This window comes from Streptomyces sp. NPDC018019, assembly GCF_044327805.1.
Classification (GTDB): Bacteria; Actinomycetota; Actinomycetes; order Streptomycetales; family Streptomycetaceae; genus Streptomyces.
In genome coordinates this window covers 20036-34865 of record NZ_JBIRGD010000006.1, presented here as the reverse complement: position 1 = coordinate 34865, position 14830 = coordinate 20036, and the positions used below count along the sequence as shown (strand labels likewise).

The 14830-nt window shown below is 69.6% G+C and carries 39 protein-coding genes; all 39 read right to left on the bottom strand.

All coding sequences use genetic code 11. The annotated features are described in order from the left end of the window. Positions 1-26: 26 nt before the first annotated feature. Positions 27-197: a DUF6257 family protein gene (locus tag ACH4FX_RS12250; protein WP_398477846.1), complete on the bottom strand. Its 171-nt coding sequence runs from the start codon at positions 195-197 to the stop codon at positions 27-29. After that, the gene (locus ACH4FX_RS12245) at positions 194-382 is read right to left on the bottom strand and encodes a hypothetical protein (RefSeq protein WP_398477844.1); all 189 of its coding nucleotides are present in this window, start codon (positions 380-382) and stop codon (positions 194-196) included. Before ACH4FX_RS12245 ends, ACH4FX_RS12250 begins: the two co-directional genes overlap by 4 nt. After that, positions 379-582: a hypothetical protein gene (locus tag ACH4FX_RS12240; protein WP_398477843.1), complete on the bottom strand. Its 204-nt coding sequence runs from the start codon at positions 580-582 to the stop codon at positions 379-381. Before ACH4FX_RS12240 ends, ACH4FX_RS12245 begins: the two co-directional genes overlap by 4 nt. A 97-nt stretch (positions 583-679) precedes the next feature. Beyond that, positions 680-835 carry a hypothetical protein gene (locus tag ACH4FX_RS12235; protein WP_398477841.1) on the bottom strand — a complete coding sequence of 52 codons (156 nt, stop codon included), beginning with the start codon at positions 833-835 and terminating at the stop codon, positions 680-682. Positions 836-845: 10 nt separating this feature from the next. Beyond that, positions 846-968: a hypothetical protein gene (locus ACH4FX_RS12230; RefSeq protein WP_398477839.1), complete on the bottom strand. Its 123-nt coding sequence runs from the start codon at positions 966-968 to the stop codon at positions 846-848. A 7-nt stretch (positions 969-975) separates the two neighbouring features. After that, positions 976-1167 (bottom strand): hypothetical protein, encoded by a 192-nt coding sequence (locus ACH4FX_RS12225; protein WP_398477837.1) that lies wholly within the window; start codon positions 1165-1167, stop codon positions 976-978. Next, positions 1167-1307, bottom strand: a complete 141-nt coding sequence (locus tag ACH4FX_RS12220) for a hypothetical protein (protein WP_398477835.1) — start codon at positions 1305-1307, stop codon at positions 1167-1169. The genes ACH4FX_RS12225 and ACH4FX_RS12220 overlap by 1 nt, the downstream gene beginning before the upstream one ends. Positions 1308-1444: 137 nt before the next feature. Continuing rightward, the gene (locus ACH4FX_RS12215) at positions 1445-1621 is read right to left on the bottom strand and encodes a pRL2-8 (RefSeq protein ID WP_398477833.1); all 177 of its coding nucleotides are present in this window, start codon (positions 1619-1621) and stop codon (positions 1445-1447) included. A gap of 82 nt (positions 1622-1703) precedes the next feature. Next, positions 1704-1919, bottom strand: coding sequence for a hypothetical protein (locus ACH4FX_RS12210; RefSeq protein ID WP_398477831.1), 216 nt, complete (start codon positions 1917-1919; stop codon positions 1704-1706). Between the two features lie 88 nt (positions 1920-2007). Beyond that, the gene (locus ACH4FX_RS12205) at positions 2008-2319 is read right to left on the bottom strand and encodes a hypothetical protein (protein WP_398477830.1); all 312 of its coding nucleotides are present in this window, start codon (positions 2317-2319) and stop codon (positions 2008-2010) included. Next, a complete protein-coding gene (locus ACH4FX_RS12200; protein ID WP_398477828.1) occupies positions 2316-3329 on the bottom strand; it encodes a hypothetical protein in 1014 nt (337 codons plus the stop codon). The genes ACH4FX_RS12205 and ACH4FX_RS12200 overlap by 4 nt, the downstream gene beginning before the upstream one ends. Continuing rightward, the gene (locus ACH4FX_RS12195; protein ID WP_398477826.1) at positions 3326-3580 is read right to left on the bottom strand and encodes a hypothetical protein; all 255 of its coding nucleotides are present in this window, start codon (positions 3578-3580) and stop codon (positions 3326-3328) included. The genes ACH4FX_RS12200 and ACH4FX_RS12195 overlap by 4 nt, the downstream gene beginning before the upstream one ends. A gap of 298 nt (positions 3581-3878) precedes the next feature. After that, a complete protein-coding gene (locus tag ACH4FX_RS12190; protein WP_398477824.1) occupies positions 3879-4148 on the bottom strand; it encodes a hypothetical protein in 270 nt (89 codons plus the stop codon). Next, entirely contained in the window at positions 4148-4597 is a 450-nt protein-coding gene (locus ACH4FX_RS12185; protein ID WP_398477822.1) for a hypothetical protein, read from the bottom strand. Before ACH4FX_RS12185 ends, ACH4FX_RS12190 begins: the two co-directional genes overlap by 1 nt. Beyond that, the gene (locus ACH4FX_RS12180) at positions 4594-4791 is read right to left on the bottom strand and encodes a hypothetical protein (RefSeq protein ID WP_398477820.1); all 198 of its coding nucleotides are present in this window, start codon (positions 4789-4791) and stop codon (positions 4594-4596) included. Before ACH4FX_RS12180 ends, ACH4FX_RS12185 begins: the two co-directional genes overlap by 4 nt. Continuing rightward, on the bottom strand, positions 4791-5177 hold the full coding sequence (locus tag ACH4FX_RS12175) for a hypothetical protein (protein WP_398477819.1): 387 nt from the start codon (positions 5175-5177) through the stop codon (positions 4791-4793). Before ACH4FX_RS12175 ends, ACH4FX_RS12180 begins: the two co-directional genes overlap by 1 nt. Further along, a complete protein-coding gene (locus ACH4FX_RS12170; protein ID WP_398477817.1) occupies positions 5174-5515 on the bottom strand; it encodes a hypothetical protein in 342 nt (113 codons plus the stop codon). Before ACH4FX_RS12170 ends, ACH4FX_RS12175 begins: the two co-directional genes overlap by 4 nt. Continuing rightward, a complete protein-coding gene (locus ACH4FX_RS12165; RefSeq protein ID WP_398477815.1) occupies positions 5515-5745 on the bottom strand; it encodes a hypothetical protein in 231 nt (76 codons plus the stop codon). The genes ACH4FX_RS12170 and ACH4FX_RS12165 overlap by 1 nt, the downstream gene beginning before the upstream one ends. Then, entirely contained in the window at positions 5742-6197 is a 456-nt protein-coding gene (locus tag ACH4FX_RS12160; RefSeq protein WP_398477814.1) for a hypothetical protein, read from the bottom strand. Before ACH4FX_RS12160 ends, ACH4FX_RS12165 begins: the two co-directional genes overlap by 4 nt. A gap of 202 nt (positions 6198-6399) precedes the next feature. Then, positions 6400-6663 carry a hypothetical protein gene (locus ACH4FX_RS12155; protein ID WP_398477812.1) on the bottom strand — a complete coding sequence of 88 codons (264 nt, stop codon included), beginning with the start codon at positions 6661-6663 and terminating at the stop codon, positions 6400-6402. Next, on the bottom strand, positions 6660-7124 hold the full coding sequence (locus ACH4FX_RS12150; RefSeq protein WP_398477810.1) for a hypothetical protein: 465 nt from the start codon (positions 7122-7124) through the stop codon (positions 6660-6662). Before ACH4FX_RS12150 ends, ACH4FX_RS12155 begins: the two co-directional genes overlap by 4 nt. Continuing rightward, positions 7121-7363 (bottom strand): hypothetical protein, encoded by a 243-nt coding sequence (locus tag ACH4FX_RS12145; RefSeq protein WP_398477808.1) that lies wholly within the window; start codon positions 7361-7363, stop codon positions 7121-7123. The genes ACH4FX_RS12150 and ACH4FX_RS12145 overlap by 4 nt, the downstream gene beginning before the upstream one ends. Next, positions 7363-7554 carry a hypothetical protein gene (locus ACH4FX_RS12140; protein WP_398477806.1) on the bottom strand — a complete coding sequence of 64 codons (192 nt, stop codon included), beginning with the start codon at positions 7552-7554 and terminating at the stop codon, positions 7363-7365. The genes ACH4FX_RS12145 and ACH4FX_RS12140 overlap by 1 nt, the downstream gene beginning before the upstream one ends. Before the next feature lie 66 nt (positions 7555-7620). Next, entirely contained in the window at positions 7621-7866 is a 246-nt protein-coding gene (locus tag ACH4FX_RS12135) for a hypothetical protein (protein WP_398477804.1), read from the bottom strand. Next, positions 7866-8774, bottom strand: a complete 909-nt coding sequence (locus ACH4FX_RS12130; protein WP_398477803.1) for a glycoside hydrolase family 16 protein — start codon at positions 8772-8774, stop codon at positions 7866-7868. The genes ACH4FX_RS12135 and ACH4FX_RS12130 overlap by 1 nt, the downstream gene beginning before the upstream one ends. 14 nt (positions 8775-8788) lie before the next feature. Then, positions 8789-9148 carry a hypothetical protein gene (locus ACH4FX_RS12125; protein WP_398477801.1) on the bottom strand — a complete coding sequence of 120 codons (360 nt, stop codon included), beginning with the start codon at positions 9146-9148 and terminating at the stop codon, positions 8789-8791. Continuing rightward, positions 9145-9357 carry a hypothetical protein gene (locus tag ACH4FX_RS12120; RefSeq protein ID WP_398477799.1) on the bottom strand — a complete coding sequence of 71 codons (213 nt, stop codon included), beginning with the start codon at positions 9355-9357 and terminating at the stop codon, positions 9145-9147. The genes ACH4FX_RS12125 and ACH4FX_RS12120 overlap by 4 nt, the downstream gene beginning before the upstream one ends. Continuing rightward, a complete protein-coding gene (locus tag ACH4FX_RS12115) occupies positions 9354-9638 on the bottom strand; it encodes a hypothetical protein (RefSeq protein ID WP_398477797.1) in 285 nt (94 codons plus the stop codon). The genes ACH4FX_RS12120 and ACH4FX_RS12115 overlap by 4 nt, the downstream gene beginning before the upstream one ends. A gap of 306 nt (positions 9639-9944) precedes the next feature. Next, complete coding sequence (locus ACH4FX_RS12110) at positions 9945-10142, bottom strand: hypothetical protein (RefSeq protein WP_398477796.1); 198 nt, start codon at positions 10140-10142, stop codon at positions 9945-9947. Further along, positions 10142-10564 carry a MazG-like family protein gene (locus ACH4FX_RS12105; RefSeq protein WP_398477794.1) on the bottom strand — a complete coding sequence of 141 codons (423 nt, stop codon included), beginning with the start codon at positions 10562-10564 and terminating at the stop codon, positions 10142-10144. Before ACH4FX_RS12105 ends, ACH4FX_RS12110 begins: the two co-directional genes overlap by 1 nt. 32 nt (positions 10565-10596) lie before the next feature. Then, positions 10597-11100, bottom strand: coding sequence for an XF1762 family protein (locus tag ACH4FX_RS12100; RefSeq protein WP_398477792.1), 504 nt, complete (start codon positions 11098-11100; stop codon positions 10597-10599). Beyond that, positions 11097-11972 carry a bifunctional DNA primase/polymerase gene (locus tag ACH4FX_RS12095; RefSeq protein ID WP_398477790.1) on the bottom strand — a complete coding sequence of 292 codons (876 nt, stop codon included), beginning with the start codon at positions 11970-11972 and terminating at the stop codon, positions 11097-11099. Before ACH4FX_RS12095 ends, ACH4FX_RS12100 begins: the two co-directional genes overlap by 4 nt. Before the next feature lie 178 nt (positions 11973-12150). After that, positions 12151-12972, bottom strand: a complete 822-nt coding sequence (locus tag ACH4FX_RS12090; RefSeq protein ID WP_398477788.1) for a hypothetical protein — start codon at positions 12970-12972, stop codon at positions 12151-12153. Further along, a complete protein-coding gene (locus ACH4FX_RS12085) occupies positions 12973-13227 on the bottom strand; it encodes a hypothetical protein (protein WP_398477786.1) in 255 nt (84 codons plus the stop codon). Next, complete coding sequence (locus tag ACH4FX_RS12080; RefSeq protein WP_398477784.1) at positions 13224-13490, bottom strand: hypothetical protein; 267 nt, start codon at positions 13488-13490, stop codon at positions 13224-13226. The genes ACH4FX_RS12085 and ACH4FX_RS12080 overlap by 4 nt, the downstream gene beginning before the upstream one ends. Beyond that, positions 13480-13695 carry a hypothetical protein gene (locus ACH4FX_RS12075; RefSeq protein ID WP_398477782.1) on the bottom strand — a complete coding sequence of 72 codons (216 nt, stop codon included), beginning with the start codon at positions 13693-13695 and terminating at the stop codon, positions 13480-13482. Before ACH4FX_RS12075 ends, ACH4FX_RS12080 begins: the two co-directional genes overlap by 11 nt. Next, the gene (locus ACH4FX_RS12070; RefSeq protein WP_398477780.1) at positions 13692-14258 is read right to left on the bottom strand and encodes a TerD family protein; all 567 of its coding nucleotides are present in this window, start codon (positions 14256-14258) and stop codon (positions 13692-13694) included. Before ACH4FX_RS12070 ends, ACH4FX_RS12075 begins: the two co-directional genes overlap by 4 nt. A gap of 140 nt (positions 14259-14398) precedes the next feature. Continuing rightward, positions 14399-14599 carry a hypothetical protein gene (locus tag ACH4FX_RS12065; RefSeq protein ID WP_398477778.1) on the bottom strand — a complete coding sequence of 67 codons (201 nt, stop codon included), beginning with the start codon at positions 14597-14599 and terminating at the stop codon, positions 14399-14401. Then, complete coding sequence (locus tag ACH4FX_RS12060) at positions 14596-14829, bottom strand: hypothetical protein (protein WP_398477776.1); 234 nt, start codon at positions 14827-14829, stop codon at positions 14596-14598. The genes ACH4FX_RS12065 and ACH4FX_RS12060 overlap by 4 nt, the downstream gene beginning before the upstream one ends. Between the last annotated feature and the right edge of the window lies 1 nt (position 14830).

Here is a 14830-nt window from a genome sequence, read left to right as displayed (position 1 = left end):
GGCTCCTTCGCCGTTGTGGATGTCGGTCAGCGCCCGGCGCGTGCCCAGGCGTCACTGAGGATCTGGTCGAACTCGTCTTGCAGGTCGTCCTGGTATACGTCTTCGCCGGCCAGCAGCTCGCGCTTGCACATCCGGGCGCCCAGCCAGGCGAGCCGGGTCTTCTCCCAGGCCGTCAGTGGCGGGTCCTTGTAGCTCATGCGTGCCGGACCCGGGAAGCGATGACATGTGCGCCCGGCTCTTCGGCAAGCGCCGCGGCTTCGGCGCCGTCCAGGAGCTGGTCGCCGCTCTCGCCGTCGGGCCCGACGCCGTCACCGCGGTAGGTGACGCGGCTGCCGTCGGCGCGTTCGAAGTCGACCTCGGCTTCGTAGCGGGTGTCTTTCATGTCCTGCCTTGCTCATTGAAGGTATGGCTGATGTCGGCGGTGGCACCGTCGCCGTTGATGACGGTGGCGCCGTCACCGTTGATCTGGGTGCCGTTGATCTGGTCACCTGAGCCCAGGTGGGTGGGGGCATCCACAGACTCGATCCGCATCTGGGCGCAGGCCGACACGTCGGTACCCTCGTTGCCGCGGTTCTTCGCCATGGTCAGTCTCCTTCCGGCCGGGGCTGTCCCGGCTTCTCTCACCGTCCGTGCGGGGCTGCCGGGCGGAGGGTCAGGCGGTGCACGACGGGGGTACGGTCTACCCCTCCGCCCGGTGCACGATCTTGAATACGTCGCCGTGCGCGCTGTAGACGACCTGCACGTCCTCACCCGCAGCGCGCAGGGCGTCGGCGTAGGCGTCGAGGATCAGGAGCGAGCGGGAAGAGCCAGCTGGGAGCTGACGGGGTAGGGGCACGGTGTTCCTCTCAGGGGCGGTTGGTGTCGGTGCCGTCGCCGCGGTTGACGGGGTCGCTGGCGAGCGCGTCGCGAGCGGCCGTCAGTTTGCGACCCTCGGGGTCGTCGGTGTTGTTGCGGCGGAAGAGGTACATAGGGCTCCTACTTGTTGAAGGTGTGACTGACGTTGGTGTGCGTGTGGTCGCCGTTGATGACGGTGGTGCCGTCGCCGTCGATCTCGGTGCTGATGGCCCGGCCGCCGTCGCCCAGGTGCGTCGCACCGCTGGCGGACCCGATCTGCGTCAGGTCGTCGGCCTCGACGGCGCCGGCTTCGTTGCGGACGTTCTTGGCCATCAGGTCTCCCGCTCTTCCTCTTCGGCGCGAACCCGATCGTTCAGCTCCCGCACCTTGTCGTCCGCGGCGTCGCTGAACCGTGCGGCCTGGTCGTTCAGCCCCCAGGCCCTGGCCCGGCTCTGGCAGCGCAGGTCGTCCACCGCCGAGTCGTGCAGTTTCCTGTTCGTTCATGCCGCTGTAGTCGCGCTTACGTGGCATGGCTCTTCCTTTTTCGATGCCGGGGCTGTCCCGGCTCCCCTTGCCGCCCCGGCCGGTGCCGGGGCGACGCGGGCAGCCGTCACCACCAGGTGGACTCGGTCTTCGGCACGAGGTTGGGGTGGCCGGCTGCCTTGCAGGCGATGCACTGCTGGCAGTCGCCCTTCGACGGCTCGCAATCGCTGGACCAGGGGTTGTGGAGGCAATTCCCGTGGTGGTAGCACTGCGGGCACTCGCCAGGGGGAATGATCTTGCACATGCCATCTCATTTCTCGTGGGCGCGGGACTGTCCCGGCTCCCCTTGCCGCCCCGGAGCAGGCCGGGGCGACGCGGGCAGCTGGTCAGGTGTGCTTCGGGCGCCACGTGCCGCCCTTGAGATCGGTCAGTTCGTCCAGACACTCGTCCTTGGCCCTGCCCATCTGCTGCGCCATCTCGGTCTGTCCGTGGCGCTCGCAGTCGCGCCGCGCCCCGTGCGCCGATGCGTTGTCGTCCTGGATGTCCGTCTCCAGGTCGCCCGGGAAGGCGCCGTCCTCGAAGAAGTGGCGTGCTGCGCTCATGGCTGGTGGTCCTTCCGGTGCGTGCGGGCCCGGTCTGTCCGGCCCCTCCGCTCCCCCGCGGGCGTGCCGCGAAGGACGGAGGCGGCCGTCAGTACCGTTCGCGCTGGTAGTCGCGCCACACCGAGCGCAGCACCAGGACGCAGGTGGTCAGGGCGACCAGAGCGACGGCGAGCACCGCCAGGGCGATGGACAGGCCGATCAGGATGGCCATGAGGATGAACGCCACGACGGCCAGGGCGGCGAGCACGAGGCACCCGCCCCCCAGGTACGCGCCCCACGGGTGCGCCTTGATCGGCTGGTTGAGGACGGGCGGCGCGGACTCGGGCCACGCGTACAGGGGCCGCCCGTCATGCGTCATGCCGATCTGCTGCCGTATGGCAGGTTCGGCCGGCTCGCTCATGTGCGGAACCCGAACTGGCCGCCAGCCTTGCCGATCTCGCGGTCGAAGGTGCGCCGGACCGTGTCCGGATTCGTGTCCGGACCCAGTACCTCGCGCGTGATCGATACGACCGCGTCCCGGTCGGTGATCTCGCGGGCGACGAGCTGCCGCACCGCGTCGGTGATGCCCTCCGGATGCTGCTCGGACAGTGTCCGGACAATGTCCGCCCTGGTCGGCCCGGTCTGCGGATCGGCTGCCTTGATCATGTCCGGATCTGTCCGGACAGTGTCCGGACGATCGACCGTGATCTCGGCAGGACGGCCGTTCAGGACCAGCGCCACCTGGAAGGCGTCCACATTGACGCCGTAGGTGCGCAGCACCTCTGCCAGCGCCGCAGGCCCCTCGGTCGGCATGGACTCGTGGGCGAAGCGGATCGCGTCCTCCGGCTCGTACCCGGCGAAGAGGTCGCGCAGCCTGTCCGTGGCGCTCCGCTCCCTGCCCGGATCTGTCCGGACAGGCTGTCCGGCGCTCTTGATGTGGTCCAGTGCTCGCTCCCTGACGGCGCGTCCGGCGCGCCGCGGCGCGAGCAGCCATGCCCAGCCGCCGAACGCCGGAAGCCTGAAGGGGATCTCGCCCAGGGCCTTGCGGGCGGCGGCGCGCGGCCCCGCCCACGACAGCTCGGACACGGCGAGCAGGGCCAGCGTCGGGGCGCTGAAGAGCAGCGCCGCCTGCACGCCACCGTCGATCAGGTCAGCATGGAAGCAGTTCAGGTAGACGGATATGCCGCTGTTGACCAGCGTGGCGAGCCGCGCTCCGACGGCGGAGCGCCCCGCTGCGGACGCCTCGGAGGCGAGGCGCAGACAGGCGTACGCGGTGCCGTCGAACACGGCGACCGTGGCCCCTGCCACGAGTTCCGGCGCCTTGAAGTGCAGCCCGACGACGTACAGCGACCAGCCTGTGGTACCCAGGGCCGCCAGGGACAGGGCCGCCAGTACGGCGCGCCACGGCATCACGGAGGATTGCAGGCTCATCCGGCGCCGTCCTCGTCATCGAACGTCGCGTACCCGTCGCCGCCGTGCGGCTGGTTGCGGGCGCAGTCCGCGGCGACGATCAGCGCTGCGGCTGCTCCGGCCGCGGCGGCGAGTTCCGTGTGACCGGCGCTCGTTGCCGCGCTCGCCGCGGCGGTGGCCAACTGTGTGGCGCGCAGCGAGGCTGCGGGTTCGCCGTTGCGTCCGGTGGTGGCGTCCAGCGCGGCGCCGCGGACCTTGTCGCGCAGTCCCATCAGGCCCGCCCCCCGCTGTTCGCGGCGGGACGTGGCGTGAAGGGGAGGGTCCGCCCGCGCACGGGCATGACATGATCTTTCATAGCCGTCTCCTGGTTGGTTCAGGATGTGCGGTCAGGCCCCCGGTGGCGCTCCAACGCCGCCGGGGGCCGCTCTTCGAATGTGGCATAGAACAGGCGCCCGGAATACGGGGCCTTGCGCTCTTGGTGTGCGGTGCGCTAGTGGCCGCCGGACGCCCGGTCAGCGAAGCCCCCGCTCGTCATCACCGGGGCGGAGGCCGCCGCGCCGCCGTAACGGGTCAGGGGCGGGTGACATGCAGGCGGCGCCGTCCGCCGCCGGGCATCTGGTCGGCCACGACGTGGAACCCGGTGGCCCGGAGTTCGGCCGTGTACTGCTCCAGGCCGCCTTCCTCGCCAGGCCCGTCGTGGAAGACGTTGACCTGGCGGCGGCCGGCCTGGACGGCACGGTAGCCGGGCTCCCAGCCGCACTGCGGGTCGTACTCAGACGGCTCGCAGCCGTCGGCGGCGAGGACCGTCTCGACGCCGCGGACGCGGATCACGCGGGGCATCAGGCGACTCCGCCTTCGCGGGGCAGGTCTGAAGCCTGGTGGCACGGGCACTCACACGGCGCCGCGCAGAATTTGCAAGTAGCCGGGACCTTGGTGCCGTTGCTGCCGGTGCTGGACTGGCAGTAGCCGTGCTCCCCGTGCAGGCAGCCGGTGGACAGGTAGCGGTGGGGGGCGTCGCCACTGGTCTGCTTGTCCAGATAGACGGCAACTGCGACGGCCAGCCGGGCCACCAGGCCCTCCGGAAGGTGAGGCGGCACGGGCGTACTGCGCAGCGTCCGCGCGATCACCGCTGCGAGAGGGTGCAGCCCTGGCAGGGCAGCGTCCTCGGTCGCGTGCCTCTCCTGTATGTGCAGTTCCAACATGTGCCGGGGAACAAGCCGTTCGCCCGGACAGTACGGACAGCGGTCCCGGACTTCGATGCCGGACAGCGGTCCCTGGTGACCTGTCATGATTCATCGTCCTCGTTTTCTGCGCGTTCGGTCTCGCTGCTCACGGCATAGCCGAACGGCGGGCGCCCGGTCTCGGGCGGCAGCGCGTCCAGCAGTCTCTGCGCCGACGCCTCTGCCGCAGCCAGCAGCCCGGGCGAGTCGCCGCTGATGCGGATCTCGACCCGTCGCCCGGCGGACTTCACGGTCAGGCGCATCAGTCGCTGCCCCCGGGCGGTTCTGCGGCGCCTTCGTCCACGAGCCGGCGGACACGGGAGATCAGGGTCTTGCCGAATTCGGGTCCGACGCGGTAAGCCAGCGCCAGCAGTTCGGTGACCAGCGCAGCGGCGCCGTCACTGTTCATGAGGTACAGCACGCGGCTGCGCTCGCTGCTCTGGTTGATCCGTCCCTCCAGCAGCGCAGCAAGAACCACTTCATGGCCGCTGCCGGTCTCCATCAGGCAGACGCTGGTGGCGTCCAGCAGCACGGAGTCTGTGGTGTCGATGATCACCGCGTCGCGGTCGCGCGGACCGCCGGGACCTGCGATGTCCCCGCCCGCCCTGCGCGGATCGCCGCCGATGCGGCGCCCCGTCCGCTTGGTCATCCCTCAACTCCCGGCACTGACTCGCCGCTGCGGTCGATGCACTCGATCCATGCGGCTGCGACAGCGGCGACCTGGACCAGCTCTGTGCGGATCTTCGCCGGGTCCGATTCGGACAGGGCCGCATAGACCTCTTCCAGCAGGATTCCCGTCCAGTCCAGGCGGCGGTCCGTGTCGCGGGGGTCGAACTCGCGGCGGTTGTTGGCGCGGTACTTCTCCGCCCAGCTGCCGAACATGGCGCGTGCATCGCACTGCACGGTCGCATCGCCGGTCAGGGCAGGGTGATTCTGCTCGCCCCGCCTCTCGCGCTCTTGTCGGATCTCGTCAGAGACGATGTCCACTACCCCTGTCCCCTTTCATTCTCGTCGGCAAGGCTGGCGAGGACTGCGTTCACGTGCTTCTCCGTCTCGTCGGCTGGATCGCACACCTTGGCTCCGCGCACTTGCGCGGCAATGCCGTGGCGCGTCCCGGCGTCTTTCTCCGCCTCGAACGCGGCGACCAGGTCCGGCCCGTCGGGCCGCCACGGGCCGCGCACGGCCAGCGCCTTCAGCAGCGCGGCGCGGGCGCTCACTCGTGATCACCGCAGGCGTCGTACGGCGGCTCGGTCACGATTCCCTGCGCGTCGGAGTAGACCTCGCAGTCGCATTTCCAGCACTGCCACCGGCCGATGCTCCCGGCGTCCATGTCGGCGCGCGTCCCGGCGTCGGCATCTTCGTCCAGGCGGTGCATGTCCATGTCGTGGCACAGGGGCGTAGTGCTGATGCGGTCACCCATCGAGATGTTCTCGAAGGCGACGGGGTTCGTCGCCTTCCGGTACCGGCGCCCGCTGTCGTTGATCAGTTCGCGCAGCCACTGGGCGTCGGACTCGGCGACGTGCGCGCCGCCGCTGCGGGCGACGTGGATGACCGTCGGCTGCCCGTCGCCGTCACGGGCTTCGGACAGCCATGCGGCCCACGGCTGGCTGCCGCCGTCGGGCGGCGTGTGCCCGTCGGGGCAGTGCGGGCAGGGCGGTGTCTCGTGCATGTCTTTTCCTTCACGGTGTCGGAGGCGTCCAGTCCCAGAGCGCCCAGCAGGTGATCACAGTCCGCGTCGCTGCGGGCGAGGGACGCCACGAGCAGGCGCACCCGCTCACACTGCTCGGGCGTCGTCTCGCGCAGCGGTACGGCGTGACCGCGCCGCCGACGGCCCCCCTTGGCCGGGATGCCGTCGGTTACGCGGCGGGCTTTCACGCGTCCGCCTCCTCCCATTCCTGGACCAGCCGCTCGTAGATGCCGAGCCGGACGGATACCTCGCGCCTGCTGTACCGGCGCCGCATCAACAGCGCCGCCTCGCGCCGTTCCTCGCCGGTGAGTTCGCCCGGGTCCAGCGTCCCGTTGGCAGCGCGCTCCACCGCGAACCAGTCGACATCCTTGGTGTAGGTCGCAAGGCCCGGCACCTGGAGGTCGCCACCCGTGCCGGTGATCCGCGTCGCGGCCGGAGGGCGGGTCATGCCTCGCGCCCCATGGAGGCGACGGCCGCGGCAGCGGCGATCCAGCCCTTGTGCCACGCCTGGTCGAAGCGGTATCCGGCCTGCGGGTCCCGCATCAGCCACTTGCCCTTGCCGATCGCGTGTGCGGCGCGCACCATCCGCCTCGTGGGCTGCTTCTCCGGGTCTTCGTCCCAGCGTCCGCCGGACCGGTCCGCGGCGTAGTGCGTGACCGCGGATACCGCGAGTCCCGCGGCGGCGTACCGCCAGGACAGACGCAGGCCGAGACCGCGGTCGGCTGCCGCAAGGGCGAAGGCCTGGGTGAGGGTGTAGCTGGAGACATGCCGGAGACACGCGGCCCTGCCCTCGCAGCCGTCCCGGCCCTTGGCGACGGCATCCGCGTCCCGCTGGACGATGTGATCCGCTACTTCGTGCGCGGCCGTCAGGACGGCATATGCGGCGGTGAAGCGTGAGGCCCTGCTCATGCCGCCCCCTTCTCCGCCGCGTCGCAGCAGCCGCCGCACAGGGCGACGGGCCGCTCCCAGGGGTCCGTGTCCCAGGCGATCTGGGCATCCACGGTGATCCTGCGGCGGCAGCCGATGCAGTGCGGCGTGCACCACAGACACCCGCAGGCGGGCAGGTGGTGCGGCAGGTGGCGCTGCCGCACGATGTGCAACGGCCCGAAGACGATCCGGTCCGCGCCCAGCAGGTCGGAGGGGGACATCACGACAGTTCCCTGGTGATCACGAGTGCCTCGCCATTGTTGAGATCACCCAGTAGGTCCAGGATGCGAGCGCAGGCGACGATCTCTTCGCCGTCACGCAGTGAGTGGTCGGGCTCGGGATCGAGGCCGAGTTCGGCGGTGATGTCACTGCCGTTGATGGCTTGGACGGCATGGATGTTGATGTAGCTCATGGCGTTCCTTCCTGTTCAGGGCACAAAGAAGCCCCGCCGTCCGGTGATCCGGTCAGACGGGGCTGGTCAGTTGATGAAGCGCCGGTCGGGCAGGTCGCCGCTGAGGTAGGCGCGGCCGACAGCGGCGGCGAGCTGCGTGTCCACCGTTTCGAGCGCGTCCTCAGCCGTGGCGCCGTCCATGATGCGTACGGCCGTGGCCAGCCCCGTCAGTATTCCGGATATGAACACCTGGGCAGAGCTGCCGCTGTCATCGGTCTGCCGTTTCATCTCCTGGGTGACGGCCTTGAGGTGGGCGCGCGTGCGCTGGTCCATCACTTCCCCTTCCACGCGTACGTCGCCACCCAGGTGATCTGCATCCGGGCGCTGCTGCCCGCTGCGGCATACGGGCCGTACAGGGCGGACTCGTTCTGGAGAATCCAGGACAGCGGCTGCGATGCCACCCCCCGGGTCGCGTGGCCGATGAGCCGGCCGTCCAGGTAGAACTTGACCGAGTCCGGGGTCCACTCGGTGCTCACGGTGTGCCAGTCGGTCCAGCGGGCCTTGGTCGGGTAGTAGCCCTGCTTGCCGCCGTTACACGGGTGATGGAAGCCGGTGATCGTGTCCGTCCAGTTCTGCTCGGGGTAGTCAATCTCGCAGCCGTTGCCGTAGTGCAGCCACGCCGACTTGTAGCCGGGCGCCGGCTTGGTGACGCGCAGGCGGGCGCTGAACTTCCCGTACGCCTGCTCCATCGCCTTCTTCGGCACGACGGCGGCGGAGTGGATGTCGCCGCCGCTCTCCGGCCGCCACATGTTGATGTTCATGCGGCCGTCGCCGTTCGCTGACGGGCCGACACTGACCGTGTCCTCCGGGTGGTACGTCCCGCCGACGGACCGCCCGCCGTTGCCGTCGGCGCCGGACTTCGCGGTGTCTTCCCACCCCCGCGGGTACGCCCACCAGTTGGCCCGGTAGTCACCCTTCAGGCCGCCGCAGTAGGCCCGGCGGGTGTCGGCGTTGTGGTCGCAGTCGGAGAAGGAGCCCAGCGGCACCCTGTCGCCGTTGAAGTTCTCGGCGAAGGTTTGCCGGAAGCTGCCGCAGTCGCCGCGCGGCAGGTTGTAATCGGTGGTGTGGCAGGCGTCCGCCGTCGGCGCCGCCGCCCGCGCCTCGCCGGGCAGCGCGGCGAAGGACGCGGTCAGGACGACGGCGGCTGCCGCGGTCGTGATGCGGGACCAGGCAGGGATCATGGCGTGTGTCTCTTTCACGGGGCGGTGCTTCGGGTGATGAAGGCGATGGCGGACGCACACTCGCGGCTGAGCCCGTCCAGCTCTGCGGCATCGCGCTCCAGCGAGCGCTGCCAGCAGGAGATGGAGTGCTGCGCGGCTTCTACCGCGCGCCCGAGCGTCGCGATCCGCCTCGTGCAGGCGGCGACGACTTCCGCGGCTTCGGCCGGCGAAGCGAAGTCGGTCTGCTCCTGCGCACCCGGGGGCTCCGCGTCCGGAAAGAGCTGGAGCAGTTCTGCGGAGACCGGGCCCTCGGGCCGGCACGCCTCGTGGCGGCACGTGCCGTACACGGCGTTGTCGGGACGCCCCTTCTTGCAGGCGTAGTAGAGATCGCTCACCGAGTGCCGTCCTCTTCGAACGCGTCGGCTGTGGAGCGGACGACCAAGGCGAGGAAGGCGGCGCCGCCCGTGGCGGTGACCTGGCCGCATTCCTCACCGGTCTCGGCGTCCTCGAAGGTCACGGTCGCCTCGTAGCGCCGGACCGGCGGTGCGGCATCGTCGCTGCCCCATTCCGCCCCGGCGAGGTCTTCGAAAGTGCGGCCCTTCACGGCGCACGGTCCTTCACCGGGTCGATGGCCCCGCCCTCGCAGCGGACCTGCCGCAGCACCTCGCTGCGCGTCAGGGTGTCGGCACCCTCTCCGGCATCCGCCACCGTCCAGCGCCAGTGCTTCTGTACGCGGTTGCCCGTCACCGTCTTCCGCGAGCCGTAGCTGCGCTGCACCTCCCCGCAGCCGGGGCAGTAGTAGCGCGGCCCCGGATCACAGAAACGCGGCGCCGCCTCCACGCACCGCGCCCGGTTTGCTTTCCGGTTGAATTCCCGGATGCTCATGTCTGCTCTTTCCCGTGCCTCTCGCACCGTCCGGTAGGAATGCCGTGCCTGGTATATCCACGGTTTCCTTCGAGGTAGCGGGCGCTGAGCCCGCATATGCATGCGGGCCCGTAGGCGACGGTTTCCGCCCACAGGCCCGGTTTCCATTCCGCCAGGTCCGCCCGGATCTTCGCCGTAATGGCGAGGTTGTGTGCGTCCGGTGCGGCCTTCTTCTTTGCCCTGGCCATCAGCTCGCGTGGTCCAGGCACGGGAACTTCTTCCCGCAGATGGGGCATACGTCTTCCATGGAGACTCCCCCCTTCGGGGTCAGCCGTGCGTTTGGGCGAGTTCGACCAGGCGGCGGTAGTCGTCCGCCATCGATGCCAGGCGCCGCCGCTCGCGGTACCGGCGGCTTTTCGCCGCGTCTCCCTCGCTGGGCAGGCTCAGGTTCATCTGCGCCCGTCGCAGTTCGAGCTGGGCGATGCGGGCGTTCAGCTCCGCGATGACGATTTCGCTCAGAGCCACTACTCACGCTCGCTCTTCCACTGCACGCGCTCGCACAGCCTCTCGATGCGCTTTTGGAACACGGCCTCCGCTTCGAGCGGCGCGAGGGATTCCATGGCGACCAGTGCCGTCACCGCCACGTCGGTCAGTTCCTCCAGCACGTCATGCTTCGTGTGCGTGAAGCCCTTGCGAGGATTCTGGCCGGTGTAGCCGATGTACGCCCGCACTGCCTTGCCAGCCTTTTGCGTCAGTTTGAGGATCTGCCGCGCCATATCCTTGTGCGGCTTCCGTCCGGCGTACCCGTCGTACGCTTCCGCCACCTCCCCCACTTCCTCGGAGAGTTTCAGGATGCGCAGCGCGGTGGACTCGCCCCGGTCGCTGATCGAGTCGCGTTCGTCCAGCCATGCCGTCAGGCGGGTGATGGCCCTCCAGGATGTGGTCACAGTCCCTCTTTCCTTCGCTGATTGCGGAGCGCTTACCAGGCCAGGACTTCCCGGACCTTCCTGGGAACTCCGCCGTTTCCTTTCGGGTCACGCATGTTGACGAGTGCCTGGGCTTTCGTGCTCTCTTGCCACGAACCGCGAGCCGGACGCTTTCCGATTACTCGCCAGCCAGCAGCCACGAGAGACGTTCCAGGCTCGTCACCTTGCGTGTACGTCACCACGCGCAGATATCCCATCTCGCGAGCTATTCGCCAGGACGCCGCGTAGAGGAAGCTGTTCACGTTAGACGCACCGTCGGTGCATGTCCGGTTCACTTCGAGCGTGCGGCCGTTGTCATAAGCTCTGGCCACGGGGCGGCCGACCATTGCCACGCCGTGGACAGTGCCTTCCTCATCCGCAGCGGCGATCGAGAACTTATGCCCGCGCGGCGGCTTGTTGTGCCGGTGATGTTCCGCTATCCACGTACACGCCTGGCGAAAACTTATGGGAAGGCAATGGAGCCGGGACCGCTCAGCGCTCGTCCCCTGTGCCGTCAAAGCCCCTCCTTTCTTGACTGGTTCCTGTAGGCAGATCTGATCGTGGATTCGGCCTGACGCGCCCCACCCCGGCCGTTGGCCGTTACATAGGCATCGCCCAGCTGCGCTACGGCCTCTTCAATCGGAATGCCGTCGGAGCAGGCTGAGCGAGCCGCCCAGAACGTCATCGAGTTGAGGTCTCCGTCCGGGGCGCTTTCGACTGCGCGCACCAGTCCGGCGACGGAGCTGGCGCCGCGCGGCTGCGCGAACAGCGGTGCGGGGCGGGCCGGGCGCGGCTTCTCCCGGCACAGCTCCACCAGCCACGGCGGTGCGTCGGCGGCAGGAAAGGCGTTGTCGGCGGTATAGGTCCCGGCCGTGGTGACCGAGCCGGCGGCGAGCACGTAGCCGCCGTGCTCACCGCCGTTGCCGCGCACGTCCACGAGACCCTTGACGGGCGAGGACTGCGACGCCTTCACGCCGTGTGGCCAGCGGTAATACAGGTGCAGCCCGCCGCTGCCGGTCACCACATGGCGCGTCGCGTCCAGCGACTCGACCGTGCCGCCCTGGGCGACGCACAGGTCCACCAGCGCGTACGTGCCGTCCGGCCCCGTGCCGTCTTTCGGGACATCGCAGTCCACGACCAGCAGGCCGGACGGCTTGCAGGCGATGGCGATGTTCGCCGCCGGGGACCATGTCCAGATCGCGATGACCCGGTCCAGGTCGCACGTTGCCTCCTCGCTCCACCGGATCTTGTACGGGGCGTCCGGGCGGAGCAGGTGCGGCTGCTTGTCGATCACGTCGCCGGACTGCGGGCACCGCGTCCCGGCGGGATTGCACGGGAAGACGGCGAAGCCGCGCTGTACGGCGGCGATGGCGTGGGCGATCAGGTTCACCGCCGCTCTCCTCTCATCAAGCGGGCAGGGGGCTGGAGGCCGGTTGCCTCCCGCACGGGGGAATGCGACCCCCTGCCCGCATGACGAGAGCGGGCCCGCTGCTGCACGGGCCCGCTCAGGGCATAAAAAGACGCGGCCCGGAGCGGGGCGCGTCTGGCGTGATGGTGCGTTGCTGCTACTACTGGGGCGCGAAGGTCTGCGCGATCATGCGGGCCTGTGCGTCCGACATGCCGTCGGGGTTGACGCCCTTGCTGCGCAGGAAGTCGGCCAGTCCGGGGTCAAGGGGCGGGGCAGCTGCCGCAGGGGCCGCCGTCGCAGCCCCGTTCGAAGGGGCAGTCGGCGGCAAGGGCTGCTGCCCGGCGGGCGGCGTCCCCCACTGCCCCGCAGGAGGGCCTGCGGGCGCCCCCTGGGGTGCCGGACCGGGGGCCGTCGCGGTGCCCTGCCACGGGTCGTACGGCAGGGCCTGAGAGACGTGCTGCGGAGCCGGGGCGGCGCCGTTCGGCTGGGACCCGCCATACCCCGGCATCTGCGTCACGTTCTGCGGCGGCTGTCCGTACGGAGCAACGGCGGGCGGCGCCTGCTGCACCTGCGGCTGCGTGAACTGCTGCCGCGGGTGCGCCTGGACGTACGCCATGGCCATCTGAGCGTCGGCGTCGGTGTAGTCCGCGAGGAAGTACGCGCCGTCCTTCTGGCCCTGCGGCGCCGCCTTCTGGAGGCGTCCGAGCACCATCGCGCCGACCTGCTTCTTGAGCTGCGGCACGAGCCCCTTGCCGCCGATGCTCGCTCCCGTCATCACGACAGGCTGGCCGGTCTGCGGGTCCGGGAGGTCGATGATCACCACGTCGGCTTCCACGATGTCGACGGGCCCCTCCTCCGGCTGGAAGGTCTTCTGCACCACGCCGTCGGGATAGATCAGGAACAGCTTGCCCAACCATTCCGGGTGGTTGCGGGGCGAGAAGAAGTCCCCGCCCTTGGCGGGCTGTGCGAACGGAGTGGTCACTTACGCCTCATTCCATGGGACTGTGATCGTTGCGGTGGCGGGTGCGTGCGCGGCGTCGCTCTGGCCGGGAAGGAAGTACGGCTGCCCCTGGTCGTCGGTGAGCCATCGCGTGTACGCGAGCGTGTCGCCCTCGATCGTGATGGGGTGGCGGCACGAGACGTTCTCGGCGTCGATCCCGTTGGCCCTGAGCCAGGCGCCCACCCGCGGGTACCATTCGGCATCGCGCATCCGGCCGTCGGTGATGACGATGGTCACGGCCCCTCTTCCCTGATCTCCGAGACGTGGATGAGCCGGCCGAAGTCGCCCGTGTCCTTGCCGTAGAGGACTTCGTCGTCCAGCGGCAGATCGCAGCTCACGCCCCGGAGCGCGTACGCCAGGCAGGCGGGATTGCCCTCGCAGAACATCCAGGACTCCCCGCCGACGCGGTCCCACCAGTCCTCAATGCCAAAGACCGCCGGCCCCTCTCCGAGGTCGGCGGTCGCGGACTTTCCTGCGAGCGGGTGCGAGTCAGGGTGCATGCGTCTCCTTGCTCTCCTCGTAGCGCCCGCAGGTGCGCACGGGCACCTTGTGCGTCTTCTTCTTGCCGTTCTTGTCCGTCACGCTCTTGGTGACGTAGTGCGTCTCCCACTCGGCGCACGTGCGCTTCTCGCCGCCGCAGCCGTTCAGCGCCAGGGCGGCGATCACGGCGAGCCAGGACAGCAGGGCGCCGCCGCGGCTCTTCATACGGCACTCCGGGCGAGTTGCAGGAGCTGGTCCCTGGAGCGCGCGGTGCCCAGCCCGTTGATGATCTCGATCGACCAGGCGCTGCCCTCGCGCCGCGCCCTGGCCATGACGCAGGCGTTGCCGCGGGCGTCGATGTCGGGCCAGTACGCGCCGATCTTCTTGTCGTCGTCGTAGAGGTTCAGCGTGATGCCTTCGACGTTGCTGAAGGAGACGCCCTCCTTGTACGCGCTGACAACGAAGACCAGCGCGTCGACGCTCGCGGGTATGGCGTCCAACTGGGCGGTGACCATCTCGTCATCGCCGCTGCCCTTGCCGCTGGTGTTGTCGCCGGAGGTGACCAGCGAGCCGTCCTCGAAGGGGTCCTCGTTGTCGAACCACGCCATCCTGACCGGGCGCCCCTCCGACAGGGCGATGCACGCGAGATCCAGGTCCGTGCCGCGGAACTTCTTGACCTTGCCCAGCAGCCCCTTCCTGCCGCCGCCGGACGTGCTCCAGGCGACCCCGGCGCGCAGGACCGTGATGTTCGTCAGCAGCTCAGGGGTCCTCTTCTTCAGACTCAGCATGCGGTGGGTCTCCTCTCGTTGTGTTCATCCGGGCATCTCCCTGCGGCGCGCACGGCAGCCGGCGCACGTCCAGCCCAGCGGGACGCGCGGCTCCTCCGTCCAGCGGTGCAGGAACGGAAAGAGGCGGTGCGCGAGGCGCCTCACCGGGACGCCCCGCGCCGGGCTGTGCGCGGCTTCCTCGTCCCGCGCCGGACCTTCGCCTGTACGGCGAACGGCGGCGGGAGCGCGGGCGTCCGATACGGCGCATGAGCGAAGGCCGGGCAGTCGGGGCAGCGCAGATGCCGCCAGATGCCGCTGACCGTCACGGTGATGCGCTCGTGGTCACAGACGGTGGTCTTCATGCGTTGCCGTCCTGCGGCGGGCTGTAGTACGCGGGGGCAGGGTGAGCGTCATCGGGAATCAGCTCAAACATGGGGCGTACGTAGGTCCTGCGACTGCCGTAGCAGCCGGCCGTGTGCACGATGTGCAGCTCCGGCGTGAAGCAGGCTTCCTGGCTGTCTACGAACTCGCACAGCTCCAGCCGCCCGGGACTGTCCGGGGCGGCTTCCAGCCACTGGATTGCGTCGTTCATC

Coding starts and splice junctions, on each gene's coding strand:
- ACH4FX_RS12215 (WP_398477833.1), bottom strand. CDS start 1,621: ATGTGCAAGATCATTCCCCCTGGCGAGTGCCCGCAGTGCTACCACCAC.
- ACH4FX_RS12250 (WP_398477846.1), bottom strand. CDS start 197: ATGAGCTACAAGGACCCGCCACTGACGGCCTGGGAGAAGACCCGGCTC.
- ACH4FX_RS12180 (WP_398477820.1), bottom strand. CDS start 4,791: ATGCGCCTGACCGTGAAGTCCGCCGGGCGACGGGTCGAGATCCGCATC.
- ACH4FX_RS12190 (WP_398477824.1), bottom strand. CDS start 4,148: ATGCCCCGCGTGATCCGCGTCCGCGGCGTCGAGACGGTCCTCGCCGCC.
- ACH4FX_RS12205 (WP_398477830.1), bottom strand. CDS start 2,319: ATGAGCGAGCCGGCCGAACCTGCCATACGGCAGCAGATCGGCATGACG.
- ACH4FX_RS12075 (WP_398477782.1), bottom strand. CDS start 13,695: ATGAAGAGCCGCGGCGGCGCCCTGCTGTCCTGGCTCGCCGTGATCGCC.
- ACH4FX_RS12185 (WP_398477822.1), bottom strand. CDS start 4,597: ATGACAGGTCACCAGGGACCGCTGTCCGGCATCGAAGTCCGGGACCGC.
- ACH4FX_RS12150 (WP_398477810.1), bottom strand. CDS start 7,124: ATGAGCAGGGCCTCACGCTTCACCGCCGCATATGCCGTCCTGACGGCC.
- ACH4FX_RS12225 (WP_398477837.1), bottom strand. CDS start 1,167: ATGGCCAAGAACGTCCGCAACGAAGCCGGCGCCGTCGAGGCCGACGAC.
- ACH4FX_RS12145 (WP_398477808.1), bottom strand. CDS start 7,363: ATGTCCCCCTCCGACCTGCTGGGCGCGGACCGGATCGTCTTCGGGCCG.
- ACH4FX_RS12195 (WP_398477826.1), bottom strand. CDS start 3,580: ATGGGACTGCGCGACAAGGTCCGCGGCGCCGCGCTGGACGCCACCACC.
- ACH4FX_RS12240 (WP_398477843.1), bottom strand. CDS start 582: ATGGCGAAGAACCGCGGCAACGAGGGTACCGACGTGTCGGCCTGCGCC.
- ACH4FX_RS12160 (WP_398477814.1), bottom strand. CDS start 6,197: ATGCACGAGACACCGCCCTGCCCGCACTGCCCCGACGGGCACACGCCG.
- ACH4FX_RS12115 (WP_398477797.1), bottom strand. CDS start 9,638: ATGAGCATCCGGGAATTCAACCGGAAAGCAAACCGGGCGCGGTGCGTG.
- ACH4FX_RS12060 (WP_398477776.1), bottom strand. CDS start 14,829: ATGAACGACGCAATCCAGTGGCTGGAAGCCGCCCCGGACAGTCCCGGG.
- ACH4FX_RS12130 (WP_398477803.1), bottom strand. CDS start 8,774: ATGATCCCTGCCTGGTCCCGCATCACGACCGCGGCAGCCGCCGTCGTC.
- ACH4FX_RS12080 (WP_398477784.1), bottom strand. CDS start 13,490: ATGCACCCTGACTCGCACCCGCTCGCAGGAAAGTCCGCGACCGCCGAC.
- ACH4FX_RS12140 (WP_398477806.1), bottom strand. CDS start 7,554: ATGAGCTACATCAACATCCATGCCGTCCAAGCCATCAACGGCAGTGAC.
- ACH4FX_RS12245 (WP_398477844.1), bottom strand. CDS start 382: ATGAAAGACACCCGCTACGAAGCCGAGGTCGACTTCGAACGCGCCGAC.
- ACH4FX_RS12135 (WP_398477804.1), bottom strand. CDS start 7,866: ATGGACCAGCGCACGCGCGCCCACCTCAAGGCCGTCACCCAGGAGATG.
- ACH4FX_RS12175 (WP_398477819.1), bottom strand. CDS start 5,177: ATGACCAAGCGGACGGGGCGCCGCATCGGCGGCGATCCGCGCAGGGCG.
- ACH4FX_RS12065 (WP_398477778.1), bottom strand. CDS start 14,599: ATGAAGACCACCGTCTGTGACCACGAGCGCATCACCGTGACGGTCAGC.
- ACH4FX_RS12200 (WP_398477828.1), bottom strand. CDS start 3,329: ATGAGCCTGCAATCCTCCGTGATGCCGTGGCGCGCCGTACTGGCGGCC.
- ACH4FX_RS12155 (WP_398477812.1), bottom strand. CDS start 6,663: ATGACCCGCCCTCCGGCCGCGACGCGGATCACCGGCACGGGTGGCGAC.
- ACH4FX_RS12230 (WP_398477839.1), bottom strand. CDS start 968: ATGTACCTCTTCCGCCGCAACAACACCGACGACCCCGAGGGTCGCAAA.
- ACH4FX_RS12070 (WP_398477780.1), bottom strand. CDS start 14,258: ATGCTGAGTCTGAAGAAGAGGACCCCTGAGCTGCTGACGAACATCACG.
- ACH4FX_RS12210 (WP_398477831.1), bottom strand. CDS start 1,919: ATGAGCGCAGCACGCCACTTCTTCGAGGACGGCGCCTTCCCGGGCGAC.